A 13,149-nucleotide genomic window follows, 5' to 3' on the forward strand; every position below is an offset into this window, starting at 1 on the left:
ATTACTCGTATAAAAAAGGTTGTTCTAAACGAACAACCTTTTTTGTTTTAATACCCTTTGGTATCAAATATTCTTTTTTATTAGATAATATTATCAGTTCTGCAATACTGTTACTGTGCAATTATCAAATTACTAAATCTTACATCATTATCGGTTTACAATCAAAAAAATATAAGTGTATTTATTATATTTGTAAACAAAATTAATTTCGACTTTAATAAATCTTACAATAATGTCAAAATCTAAGATTATCTACACATTAACAGATGAGGCGCCAATGTTGGCAACTTATTCATTTTTACCTATTGTTAAAGCTTTTACTGCACCAGCCGGTATCGAAATGGAAACACGCGATATTTCGTTGGCAGGAAGAATTTTATCAAACTTTCCTGAATTCTTAAAAGAAGATCAAAAAATTGGTGATGCTTTGGCAGAATTAGGTGAATTAGCGAAAACACCTGAAGCTAACATCATTAAATTACCAAATATTTCTGCTTCAATTCCACAGTTAGCAGCTGCTATTTCAGAATTGCAGGCACATGGTTATGCAGTACCTAATTATCCTGCAGATCCAACAAACGAAGAAGAAAAAGCAATTAAAGCTTCTTATGCAAAAGTATTGGGATCAGCAGTAAATCCTGTTCTTCGTGAAGGAAATTCTGACCGTCGTGCTCCAAAAGCTGTTAAGAATTATGCAAAAGCAAACCCACATTCAATGGGTGCTTGGTCTGCAGATTCTAAAACAAAAGTTGCTCACATGGAATCATGCGATTTCTACGGAACAGAAAAATCTGTTACTGTTGAAAACGCTTCTCAGTTTAAAATTGAATTCGTTGGAACAAACGGTTCCGTAAAAGAATTAAAAGGTTTAGCACCTTTAAAAGCTGGCGAAGTGATCGATTCATCTGTATTAAGCATTACCGCATTAAAAGGTTTTGTTGCCGATGTAATTGCAGAAGCTAAAGCAGCAGGCGTATTATTGTCTGCACACTTAAAAGCGACAATGATGAAAGTTTCGGATCCTATTATTTTCGGAGCTATTGTTGAAGTGTATTTTAAAGATGTTTTTGCACAATTTGCAGATTTATTCAAAGAATTAAACATCAATCCAAACAACGGATTAGGTGAATTATACAGTAAAATTGCAGGAAACGCACAAGAAGCTGACGTTAAAGCGGCGATTGATGCTGCAATTGCAAATGGTCCTGCTTTGGCAATGGTAAATTCTGATAAAGGAATTACCAATTTACACGTGCCATCTGATGTTATTGTTGATGCTTCTATGCCGGCAATGATTCGTACATCAGGTCAAATGTGGAACAAAGAAGGTAAACAGCAAGATACATTTGCATTGATTCCAGATAGATCTTATGCAGGAATTTACACTGCAGTTATCGATGATTGTAAAGCAAACGGCGCATTAGATCCAAAAACAATGGGATCTGTTCCTAACGTTGGATTAATGGCTCAAAAGGCAGAAGAATACGGTTCGCACGACAAAACGTTTCAGTCAGATGCTGAAGGGACAATTCGTATTATTGATGCAGAAGGAAATGTGTTTATGGAGCAGCAAGTTGCCGTAGGCGATATTTTCCGTATGTGTCAAACAAAAGACGCACCTATTCAAGACTGGGTTAAGTTGGCAGTAAACCGTGCACGCTTATCTGCAACTCCGGCAGTTTTCTGGTTAGATAAAAACCGTGCGCACGACAGAGAAATCATTAAAAAAGTAAACAAATATTTACCAGATTTTGATACCACAGGATTAGACATCCGCATTTTGGCTCCGGTTGATGCTTGTAAATTCTCTTTAGACAGAATTCGTAAGGGCGAAGACACTATTTCGGTATCAGGAAACGTATTACGTGATTATCTAACCGATTTATTCCCTATTTTAGAAGTTGGAACATCGGCTAAAATGTTGTCAATTGTTCCTTTAATGAACGGTGGTGGATTGTTTGAAACTGGTGCAGGTGGATCGGCTCCAAAACACATCGAACAATTTATTGAAGAAGGTTATTTACGTTGGGATTCGTTAGGTGAATTTTTAGCTTTAGGAGCTTCTTTAGAGCATTTATCGCAAACACAAAACAATCCAAAAGCATTAGTTTTAGCAGATGCTTTAGATGTTGCTACAGAAAAATTCTTAGCTACAGATAAATCTCCGGGAAGAAAATTAGGAACGATAGACAACCGTGGTTCTCATTTTTACCTGGCAATGTATTGGGCAGAAGCTTTAGCAGCACAAACAAAAGATGCAGATTTAGCAGCTTTATTTGCACCAATTGCCCAAGAAATGACAGCAAACGAAGCTAAAATTAACGAAGAATTAATCGCATCGCAAGGGAAAGCTCAAGAAATTAAAGGTTATTACCATCCAGATTTTGATTTAACATCAAAAGCTATGCGTCCGTCTGCAACGTTAAATGCAATTGTTTCTAAATTAGGATAATTCATAATTTACATACATAAAAACCGTCGTAAATTCGACGGTTTTTTTATACTCTTATTTTTATTATTATTGTAGAAACGTAAAAACATTATGAACACGAAAAATAATACTTTTGATTTACACTTAATCTCGGAAAACAGTCATTTTATTGGTCATACTTTTTCATCTTACTTTTTAATAAATGATAATGAACATGCAAATTATTTACCGAATACAAATAACATTAATATTTTCATAGGAAGTAATAATAGTGGTAAAAGTAGATTTATGAGGGAATTGATAAAAATGGAAGAATGGTATTTTTCAGCTAAATTTATTAACAAAGTCTTACTTTATAACAATCTGATTAAAGACTTATATAGTCTATATCAACATAATATTGAACGTTACTACAAACTTGAAGATTTTCAATTTGATTACAAATCATTAATTAACACGGATCTGGAAATAATATCAACTAAAAGTAAAATATCAAGCTTTCCTGATTTATATACTAACAATAAAATTATTACTTTTTTAAAAGAAATTTCAAACTCTTTACCTCAAAAAATAACTGTAAAAAAAATATTTATCCCAACTTTAAGAACAGCACATTCTTTAATTAATACTACAGACAAAAAAATTGAAGAAGACTTCTTTCAACAAACAATATTAAAAAATTACAAATTTAAACTAGATATACACAAAGTTCAAATATTTACGGGGTTACATCTTTATAAGGAAATTTTAAATGCTAGGAATTCAACTAAAGACAAGAGAGTTAGATTTGAATCTTTTGAGAAATTTATCAGTGAAAATTTCTTTAATAGAAAAACTGTAGATATTGTTGCTGAATATAATTTTGATTCCAATTCAAGAGGAGAAAATTCTAGTAATAATATAATTATTCATATTGATGGTGAAGCTGATAGAAAACTTTATGAATTGGGAGATGGTATTCAAGCCTTAATTCTTTTAATGTTTCCAATTTTTATGGCTGAAGAAGGGGCTTATATATTTATAGATGAACCTGAGATCAATTTACATCCAGGAATTCAACGTTTATTTTTAGATCAAATATCTAATAATAAAACTCTTAGAGAAAAGAATTTAAAATATTTTATATCTACACATTCCAATCATTTCTTAGATTTAACAATCAAAAAAGATTCTGTTTCTATTTATTCTTTTTCTCAACGGAAAAATCAAAATGGGAATTACAAACAGTTTGAAATTAGAAATATTAATCAAGGTGACAATTCTATATTAAAGGAAATAGGGGTAAATAATTCATCTGTTTTCTTAGCAAATTGTAGTATTTGGGTTGAAGGTGTATCTGACAGAAATTATATCAAAGCTTTTTTAAAAGCATATATTGACGATACTTCAAACAAAGCTGAAATTTTAAAAGAAGATATTGATTTTGCATTTTTCGAATATGCTGGTTCAAATATAGATCATTATATTTTTGAGCCATTAAGTTCTGAAACGGAAGAAGATATTAAGAAAAACATCAATGCATTAGCTTTAAATAACAAAATTTTTCTTGTAGCAGATTCAGATAATGCTTCAGGTGAAACTTTAAAAGCAACAAGATTAAATAAATTAAAAGAAAATCTAAATATCAAGACAAACATACTAACTAATATAAGAGAAATAGAAAATATACTACCTACTGATATATGGACTGAAGCAATAGATTTTTATTGCAATTCATCATTAATCCGAAAAAATGAAGTTGAAGCAACAGATAAAATTAAGAAGTCTCTAAACAAAATTAAACCCGAAGATTATAAAAAAAAGTATATTGGTGAATTCTTAAATGATTTAAGAAATGATGTTGGAAAAGATGGAAAAGAATATTTTATTAATAAATCTGTTTATAAAACAAATAATTCAATTCCAGGAACGTTAGTTAACAAAAGAGGATTAAGTGAGTTAGTGCTTGATAAAAATATCTCATGGGATATTTATAAGAAAAGTAAAGAAATTGTTAACCTAACAACTTCAATCTATAAGTTCATAAAAGAAAACAAAATATAGATACTTTCTTTATATATTATCAACATGAAAACTTTAAATATAGCATCGGTTGCCATTATCAATCCAAAAAAAGAACTGCTTTTGGTTTGCAAGAAAAATTCAGAATTTTATCAGTTAACCGGCGGTAAAATTCAAAATGGAGAACAGGATATTGAAACCATAATTCGCGAAGCTAAAGAGGAAATTGGTTTGAAAATTCAACCTCATCAATTAACATTTTTAGGATCGCACCAAACAAAAGCCGTAAACGAACACAATACAATGGTACATGGTTACGTTTATTGGTTACATCTGCCCTACTTTTTTGAACCGGTGATAGCAAATGAAATTGATAAATTTGTGTGGATGAACAAAAATAATCATCAAGAATACAGCTGGGCTCATTTAGCTAAAGAATTGGTTCAACCCAAATGGCTATTGCTATAGCTCTAAGCTTTATATAAAACTCTTTACCCAGTCTTGAAATTTTGTTTTATAGGTATCGCCTACCGGAATTATTTTGTTTTGAATAAAAATACGGTTGCGTTCAATACTTTCGATCTGATCTAACCTAACAATGTACGATTTATGTACACGCATAAAGTTATTTGGTAGTTTAAGTTCAAAATCTTTAAGAGTGTCTAAAACTATTAGCTTTTCATTCTTTAAATGTAGATACAGGTAATCTTTTAAACCTTCAACAAACTGTAAATCGTTTAAATTTATTTTAATTAATTTACCATCGGTTTTCACAAATAAAAAATCCTCTGATTTCTCTTCAGCAGTCATCACGTTAGTAAAAGCTTGTTCTTTAAAAACTTCCTGAACTTTAACAACAGCCTTATAAAAACGATCAAACGAAACAGGTTTCAATAAATAATCTATTACATTGTGTTCATATCCCTGCAAAGCATATTCACTGTATGCCGATGTAATTACAAATTTGGTTTTATTGCCCAACATTTCCATTAACTGTATTCCGGTAAGTTCGGGCATTTGAATATCAATAAATATTACATCAACAGAATTGTTATTGGTAAATTCCAGCACTTCAAAAGGATTTGTAGTAGCCTTTACTAAATTTAAGTTTTGAATTTTATCAACATATTTAGAAAGTAAAGCTACAGCCATAGGTTCATCGTCTAAAATAATGCAATTTATTACTCTCATAAATTAATAGTTAATTTAACTTGGTGTTTTTGTTCTTTTATATTGATTTCTAACAAATGTTTATCAGGAAAATACAATTGTAAACGCTTTTTTATGTTATCGATTCCTATTCCAGATTGTTTATCTTTTTTATATTGATTGATTACATTTTCTACTTCTAAAACAAACAAATTACTGTTTTGTTTTAATTTGATAGTGAACGGATGCTCTTCATTATTTACAATGCCGTGTTTAAATCCGTTTTCTATAAAAGGAATCAACAACAATGGTGGAATTCGGTATTGATAATTTTCAATATCCTTTTCAAAAATGATGTTTGGTTTACCTACAATACGCATAGATTCTAACTGAATAAAATCTTCTATATAATCAATCTCATTTTGTATGGCAATGGTTTCGTTTTGGCTTTCATAAGTCATGTATCGCATTAATCCGCTTAATTGTTCTATTGCTTTTAATGATTTTTCAGACTTTTCAAAAACCAGATAATAAATATTATTCAGCGTATTAAAGATAAAATGCGGGTTTATTTGCGATTTAAGAAAATTAATTTCTGTTTCGCGCTTACTTTCAATTAATCGAATTTGATCTTTCTGCAAACGAAACATATTCACAATAAACCATAATACAGACGATGCTACAATTGGGCGGCTTCCGTAATAAATGTTATCATAAATATAATACGGAATTGATACACCATCGTAATAATTATGAAAACCGAAAAGTTTTAAATATAAAAATTCTTCAATAAAGTAACGTAACCCAATAAAAATGGCAAAAAGTGATAGTAATGCCAAAAATATTTGCTTTGTATTATTTACATCAAAAAAACGCGGCAGAGCAACCAAATAGTTTAAGTAAAATATAAAAACATACAAAAAGGTAAACGAATACGTTATGGCTACTTCAGGATTTGAAAAGGTAAACGAAAATAAAGGAATGCTAAGAGTTTGAGTACTTGGGTTTAATGCTACCAATTCTTGTAAAAAGTAATACACCCAAAACAAAATGTGTAAAGCAACTACATATTTCTGTTTCATATTCTTTAATTTATTTATAGTGTAAAAGTAGATTTTTATTAAAAGTCAAGTTTATTATTTCGACAAAATCATGTTTTTATCCGATGAACACATTCGTCGGATTTTTTTTGTTATTGGTCGAAATAAAAATAATATCACCTACATAAAATCAAATTTTGCTAAAAAATAATCTATAATGAAAACAAAAGTATTTTTAGCATGTATCTTTTTTGTGTTTAATATTTCAGCATTTGCGCAAACACATCAATTAAAAGGTTTAGTAAAAGAAAATAACGAAGCCGCAGCTTTTTATGATATTCAATTAATTGCAAACGATACTATTTTTAGCAGCACAAACGAAAACGGTTTATTTGAAATTGAAGCTTCCGAAAAAAACTATAATCTGCAAATTATTTATTTTAATGATATTGTTTATGAGCATACAATTAACTTAACAAGCAATTTAGATCTTGGTATTATTAATGTACAGTCATCAACAAACTTAAACGAGTTGGTTATAGAAACGAGCAAAAAACTTACCGAACGCAAAGCCGATCGTTTTATTTATTATGTAGAAAACAGCACAGCAACAGCTGGTGGAACTGCGTTAGATGCTCTTAAAACCACACCTGGCGTTACTGTTACACAAGAAAACATTGGTATTTCGGGCAAAAATTCTGTATTAGTTTTAATAGACGATAAACCAACTTATATGGATCAACAGGAACTGACTAATTATTTAGAAAGTTTAAGTGCTTCTAACTTATCTAAAATTGAAGTTATTACAACACCACCTGCTAAATATCAAGCCGAAGGTAATAGCGGAATTATTAATATAGTTACAAAACAAATAAAGCAAAACAGCTGGAATTCAACTTTGGGTGCTACTTATCAACGCAGCCGCAGAAACACGCAACAATACAACGCAGCTTTTAACTTACAAAAAAATAAAGTTACACTTCAAAGTTCTTTAAATCTTGGTGAACGCAGATCATTTATTAATTGGAATAACGATATTTATTACAATGATGCTTTTTGGCAAAACGAAAACGCTTCTGATGCTAAAAATAAATACATTAGTGGAAAAATCGCATTAGATTATCAGCTAAACAAAAACTGGAAAGTTGGTACAAAAGCATCAATCTATAATTCAAATTTTGCTGATACACAGCCACAGGTTACAACAATTTTTGATCGTGAAAATGGTTCTGTAAATAAATTTTTAAGAAACAACGCAACTTCTACCGATAAAACTTTTCAGCAGATTTATACTCTTTATTCAGAATATAAATTAGATACTTTAGGTCGAAAATTAAGTATTGATTTTGATTTTGTAAACTATAATTCGCCAAAAACAAACGATTTCACGTACGCAGGTTTTACACCAACAAATGAACTGATTCCAAATTCAACTTATACCGGAATTAACGATATTGATATTAAAATTCAGAATATTTCTGGAAAAGCAGATTTGGAACTCCCTACTAAATTTGCCGATTTTTCAACAGGATTTCGATTTTCACAATCTATATCAAAAAATAATATTTTAGCATTGAGTAAAAATCAGGATGGCGTTTTTGTAAACAATGAAAATTTATCAAACTACTTTAAATATATAGAGAAAAATCAGGCAGTTTACTTTTCGGCAAATAAGAAACTTTCAGAAAAATGGACTTTTCAGGCTGGTTTACGATTAGAAGCTACCCAAACAGAAGGTTATTCGCTACAAAACGATAATCGTCATAAAAACGATTATTTAAAACTGTTTCCTACGTTATATATTATGCACAATTTTACCGATGAAAGCAGTTTAGGTTTCAATTATTCAAGACGAATTAGCCGTCCTAGCTACGAAAGTTTAAATCCTTTTAGAACTATCAACAACGAATTTAGTTACAACGAGGGAAATCCGTTTTTACGTCCTTCCTTTTCACACAATTTTGAATTAACCTACACTTATAAAAAATTAGACAGTAGAATATATGTATCAAGTATGAAAGACGGTGTAAACCAAGCTTCTATGTTAAATGCCGAAACAAAACAGAACAATTACATTTGGATGAATTATGTTGATGCTACAAATATTGGAATTACAGAGAGTTACACAGCAAAAATAACAAATTGGTGGACTAGTGTAAATACTTTTAATTTTGATTATTCAGTTTCGAATATTGCAATTTCAGACCAAACATACAAAGGAACATCAGTATCTTTTTTTACCACAAATGATTTTACTTTAAACGCTAATAAAACACTATTTTTCAGTTTAAGTTACTTTCAAAACTTTGGCGAAACATATCAAAATTTCGAACTAAAACCGTATGCAAAATTTTATTCAACAGTAAAATATTTAATGTTAGACAAAAAATTAGAGTTAAGTGTTAGTGGCAGCGACATTTTTAACGGACGTGAATACAGCAAACAAGAAATGTATGGTGTTACACAAAAATTTAAAAATGTTTGGGATGCACAACGCGTACGCTTTTCACTAGTTTATCGTTTTGGCAACAAAAACATACAAACAAACGAAAGACAATCAGGCAATTCTGATGAGTTACAACGTATTTAATTTATAAAAACAAGTTTATTTTGTAACAAATAAGAGAAATTAAAACATACTAAAGAAACCTTTCATTACGTTACTTATCTAGTTTAATTAAAAACTCATGAAAAAAACACTTTTAGTATTATCGTTATTTGTTACAAGTTTAAGTTTTTCACAAAGTAAATACAAACTATCGGGCAAAGTAACGCAAGCTAAAAATAATACGCCGCTAGCATCAACTACCGTAACAGTTGCTTTAAACAATAATGAAACTGTTTTACAGACCGACGATGTAGGAAATTATTCTTTAATGGCTGCAAGCGGAACCTATCAACTTTCTGTTTATGTGGAAGGATTTGAATACGTTTCACAAAAAATCGATCTTACAAAAGATGTGGTTCAGAACATTTCCCTACAGGCAGACGATAATTCTTTAGATGAAATCGTTATTACTACATCGAACAAAATTAACATTCGTAAACCCGAAATGAGCGTTAACAAACTTACTGCTGCCGAAATTAAAAAAGCGCCGGTGGTTTTGGGTGAAACCGATATTTTAAAAACCATTTTGTTATTGCCGGGAGTTGTAAATTCGGGAGAAGGAACATCTGGTTTTAACGTTCGTGGTGGCGGATCCGATCAAAATTTATTGTTGTTAGATCAAACTTCGGTTTATGGGTCTTCGCATTTATACGGATTTTTCTCGGTTTTTAATAACGATGCGGTTAGCAACATAAAACTGTACAAAGGCGGAATTCCTGCTCGATACGGTGGTCGTGGTTCATCGGTTTTAGAGATCAATCAAAAAGAAGGAGATTATAAAGATCATAAGGCGACTGGCGGAATCGGACTTTTATCAAGCAGATTAATGGTCGAAGGTCCAATTATCAAAGATAAATTATCGTATTTGTTTGCAGGTCGCGCATCGTATGCTCATTTGTTTTTAAAGCTTACAGATATTAAAAGTTCGGCTTATTTTTACGATCTAAATACCAAGTGGAGTTATTTAATGAACGATAAAAATCAGTTGTACTTGACGGGATATTTTGGAAGGGATATTTTTAAATTCAATGATAGTTTTGATAATAAATTTGGTAACACCGTTGCTAATTTAACTTGGAACAGCAAATACTCATCAAAAATAAACAGCGAAGCTTCGGTTAGATATTCTGATTATTACTACGGATTGACTTTAAATTTTGTCGGTTTCAGTTGGGATTCAGGTATTAAGAATTACGATTTCAATTATAAAATCAATCATCAGATCAATGATGAGTTTTCTTTAAAATACGGAATCAGCAGTTTGTACTATAATTTCAATCCGGGTACAATGGAGCCCAACAAGCCCGACTCGCAAATCAATTCGTTCCAAATTCCGCATAAATATGCTTGGGAAAATGCTATTTTTATAGAAGCCGAACAAGAAATCAATTCGTTTTTATCGGTAAATTATGGGTTGCGATACAGCATGTTTAATCGTCTAGGCGAAGAAAATATCAATTTGTACGAGAACAATAATCCGGTGGTTTACAATCAGCAAACCGATACGTATGAAAAAGCAGTTCCGATCGGCACACAGTATTACGGCAAAAATAAAAACATAAGTAAGTTTGATAATTTTGAACCGCGTGTGGCTGTTTCGGTAAAATTAAACGACGATCGTTCGGTAAAAATGAGCTACAACCGTATGGCGCAGTATGTTCATTTAATTTCAAACACTACATCGGCAACTCCGTTAGATATATGGGAACCAAGTGGTCCGTATGTGAAACCGCAAATTGTAGATCAGTATGCTGTTGGATTTTTTCAAAACTTAAACGACAATAAATATTCGTTAGAAATTGAATCGTACTTTAAATTAGGAAAAAATCGTTTAGATTATATCGATGGTGCCGATTTAATAGGAAATCGCGCTATTGAGCAAGTACTTTTAAACGGAAAAACCGAAGCTTACGGTTTGGAATTTTTATTCAGAAAAAACGAAGGAAAATTGACAGGTTGGGTTGCCTACACCATTGCTAAAAGTATACAGCAAACTGCTGGTAGAACTGCAAATGAAACGGGTATAAACAACGGCGAATGGTATAGAACACCACACGATCGTTTGCACGATTTATCAATTGTTGCAAGTTATGATTTCAGCAAAAAATGGAGTTTCAACGCAAGTTTCACCCTTCAATCTGGAAGACCGGTAACGTATCCCGACGGAAAGTATGAATTTTTAGGTGTGCAGGTGCCAAACTACAACAAACGCAACAATTACAGCATGCCGGCTTTTCATCATTTAGATATTTCGGCAACCTACACGCCAACTAAAAACGAGAACCGCAAATGGCAAAGCGAATGGGTTTTTGGAATTTACAACGTGTATAATCGTAAAAACGCAGCGTCAATCAGTTTTAGATCAGTTGAAGATTCTAACAACATGACCGAAACTACCAAGCTTTCTATTTTTGGAATTGTGCCAAGTGTTACCTATAATTTTAAATTTTAATATGAAAAAGTTACTTTACATATTCGCTAGTATTTGCAGTCTGTTTTTTGTTAGCTGCGAAGAAGATATTACGCTTGATTTTGATAAAAACATACCGCGTTTGGTTATTGAAGGAAACCTTTTTCTAGGCGAAACCGATTACAATAAAATTCATCTTTCTACCACAACCGATTTTTATTCAGGCGTTTTCCCAACAGTTGATAATGCGGAAGTTTCTATTAAAGATACCGATAGCAACACGGTTTATCAGTTTGTAAGTATAGGTAGTGGAGATTTCACAAACGAACTTTTTCAGCCAGAAATCGATGGAAATTACGAATTAACTGTTGTTTATAATAACGAAACATATACAGCAACTTCTACCCTATTATCATCGCCTGAAATTTTAAGTGTCGATCAAAAAGACGATGGTGGTTTTGGTGGAGATTCGTATGAAATAATGTTTAATTTTCAAGATGATGCCAACGAAGAAAATCACTATCTCGTACAAATGATTTCGCCTGTTGATAATTATTTTGGTGTAACCAACGATCAGTTTACAAACGGAAACATCATGAACGATCTGTACATTTTTGATAAAGAAGACTTAAAAACTGGCGATACCTTGAATCATTCCATAACATCAATTAGCAAGCAATATCATCAGTATTTGTCAAAATTATTGTCAATTTCCGGCGACAGCGGCAATCCTTTTTCAAGTCCAATGGGAACCATAAAAGGAAACATCGTAAACCAGACAAATCAATCAAATTTTGCATTGGGATACTTTCATATCGCTAAAAGAAATCACTACACGTACACCGTTAAGTAATTGATTTTATGCAATTTTGAAGTTTGAAATAAATTTACAACCTTTGTTATAAATTATTTGATTATGGATACAGCCGATAACATCAGAAATAATATTATAGATAAATTACTTACGATATCTAATAAAGAATATCTAACTGCGCTTTACAAATTAATCAGTAAAAGTTCTGTTGAAAACGATGCCATACAACTTTCATATGATCAATTATTAATGTTGAACATGAGTGAAGACGATATAAAGAACAATCGCATAGTTTCACAAGAAGAATTAGATAAATTGGATTTAGAATGGCTAAAAAATCTGTAGTTTGGACTGAAACTGCGATTAAGCAACGTCGTGAAATCTTAAAATATTGGACCATTCGAAATCAATCGACTCTTTATGCCAAAAAACTCATAGAGCTTATTAAGAAACGTATTGATCTGATCTTAAAAAATCCTTATGCAGGAAAACTTACAAACCATTTAGACACAAGAGAAGCAGCTATGGGAAATTTTAGTATTTACTATAAAATAACCGATTCTAAAATTTTCATTACTGCATTGTGGGATAATCGTCAAAACCCGGCTGATCTTGTAAAACTTCTATAAATAATCAAAAGAAATCACGATATCTACACCGTAAAATAACTTATCAATATCAAAAAAAATCAGCATT

At 31.3% G+C, this 13,149-nt stretch carries 10 protein-coding genes; 8 read left to right on the forward strand and 2 right to left on the reverse strand.

The annotated features are described in order from the left end of the window. The first annotated feature begins 229 nt into the window (after window positions 1-229). From F0460_RS06270 to F0460_RS06280, 3 genes are all read left to right on the forward strand, one after another. On the forward strand, window positions 230-2,452 hold the full coding sequence (locus F0460_RS06270) for an NADP-dependent isocitrate dehydrogenase (protein ID WP_150011344.1): 2,223 nt from the start codon (window positions 230-232) through the stop codon (window positions 2,450-2,452). Window positions 2,453-2,542: 90 nt separating this feature from the next. Continuing rightward, window positions 2,543-4,474, forward strand: a complete 1,932-nt coding sequence (locus F0460_RS06275) for an AAA family ATPase (protein WP_150011346.1) — start codon at window positions 2,543-2,545, stop codon at window positions 4,472-4,474. Between the two features lie 24 nt (window positions 4,475-4,498). Next, window positions 4,499-4,900, forward strand: a complete 402-nt coding sequence (locus F0460_RS06280) for an NUDIX hydrolase (protein WP_150011348.1) — start codon at window positions 4,499-4,501, stop codon at window positions 4,898-4,900. Between the two features lie 9 nt (window positions 4,901-4,909). On the opposite strand, the gene F0460_RS06285 is transcribed toward F0460_RS06280, so the two are convergent. Together F0460_RS06285 and F0460_RS06290 are read right to left on the reverse strand one after the other, a co-directional pair. Further along, complete coding sequence (locus tag F0460_RS06285; RefSeq protein ID WP_150011350.1) at window positions 4,910-5,623, reverse strand: LytR/AlgR family response regulator transcription factor; 714 nt, start codon at window positions 5,621-5,623, stop codon at window positions 4,910-4,912. Next, window positions 5,620-6,663, reverse strand: a complete 1,044-nt coding sequence (locus F0460_RS06290) for a sensor histidine kinase (protein ID WP_150011352.1) — start codon at window positions 6,661-6,663, stop codon at window positions 5,620-5,622. The genes F0460_RS06285 and F0460_RS06290 overlap by 4 nt, the downstream gene beginning before the upstream one ends. Window positions 6,664-6,838: 175 nt before the next feature. Here F0460_RS06290 and F0460_RS06295 point away from each other — a divergent pair, with 175 nt between their 5' ends. The 5 genes from F0460_RS06295 to F0460_RS06315 all read left to right on the forward strand — a co-directional run bounded on the left by F0460_RS06295 (window position 6,839) and on the right by F0460_RS06315 (window position 13,082). Beyond that, window positions 6,839-9,211: a TonB-dependent receptor domain-containing protein gene (locus tag F0460_RS06295; RefSeq protein ID WP_150011354.1), complete on the forward strand. Its 2,373-nt coding sequence runs from the start codon at window positions 6,839-6,841 to the stop codon at window positions 9,209-9,211. A 97-nt stretch (window positions 9,212-9,308) separates the two neighbouring features. Further along, window positions 9,309-11,681, forward strand: a complete 2,373-nt coding sequence (locus F0460_RS06300) for a TonB-dependent receptor (protein WP_150011356.1) — start codon at window positions 9,309-9,311, stop codon at window positions 11,679-11,681. A 1-nt stretch (window position 11,682) separates the two neighbouring features. Beyond that, entirely contained in the window at window positions 11,683-12,492 is an 810-nt protein-coding gene (locus F0460_RS06305) for a DUF4249 domain-containing protein (RefSeq protein WP_150011358.1), read from the forward strand. A gap of 63 nt (window positions 12,493-12,555) precedes the next feature. Continuing rightward, entirely contained in the window at window positions 12,556-12,798 is a 243-nt protein-coding gene (locus F0460_RS06310; RefSeq protein ID WP_150011360.1) for a hypothetical protein, read from the forward strand. Beyond that, window positions 12,780-13,082, forward strand: coding sequence for a type II toxin-antitoxin system RelE/ParE family toxin (locus F0460_RS06315; protein ID WP_150011362.1), 303 nt, complete (start codon window positions 12,780-12,782; stop codon window positions 13,080-13,082). The genes F0460_RS06310 and F0460_RS06315 overlap by 19 nt, the downstream gene beginning before the upstream one ends. Window positions 13,083-13,149 lie beyond the last annotated feature (67 nt).

Origin of the sequence: Paenimyroides baculatum (assembly GCF_008629655.1) — a bacterium.
Classification (GTDB): Bacteria; Bacteroidota; Bacteroidia; order Flavobacteriales; family Flavobacteriaceae; genus Flavobacterium; species Flavobacterium baculatum.

What these genes read in the sequence shown, in the direction of transcription:
- F0460_RS06275 (WP_150011346.1), top strand. Translation starts at nt 2,543, where the DNA reads ATGAACACGAAAAATAATACTTTTGATTTACACTTAATCTCGGAAAAC.
- F0460_RS06280 (WP_150011348.1), top strand. Translation starts at nt 4,499, where the DNA reads ATGAAAACTTTAAATATAGCATCGGTTGCCATTATCAATCCAAAAAAA.
- F0460_RS06285 (WP_150011350.1), bottom strand. Translation starts at nt 5,623, where the DNA reads ATGAGAGTAATAAATTGCATTATTTTAGACGATGAACCTATGGCTGTA.
- F0460_RS06290 (WP_150011352.1), bottom strand. Translation starts at nt 6,663, where the DNA reads ATGAAACAGAAATATGTAGTTGCTTTACACATTTTGTTTTGGGTGTAT.
- F0460_RS06295 (WP_150011354.1), top strand. Translation starts at nt 6,839, where the DNA reads ATGAAAACAAAAGTATTTTTAGCATGTATCTTTTTTGTGTTTAATATT.
- F0460_RS06300 (WP_150011356.1), top strand. Translation starts at nt 9,309, where the DNA reads ATGAAAAAAACACTTTTAGTATTATCGTTATTTGTTACAAGTTTAAGT.
- F0460_RS06305 (WP_150011358.1), top strand. Translation starts at nt 11,683, where the DNA reads ATGAAAAAGTTACTTTACATATTCGCTAGTATTTGCAGTCTGTTTTTT.
- F0460_RS06310 (WP_150011360.1), top strand. Translation starts at nt 12,556, where the DNA reads ATGGATACAGCCGATAACATCAGAAATAATATTATAGATAAATTACTT.
- F0460_RS06315 (WP_150011362.1), top strand. Translation starts at nt 12,780, where the DNA reads ATGGCTAAAAAATCTGTAGTTTGGACTGAAACTGCGATTAAGCAACGT.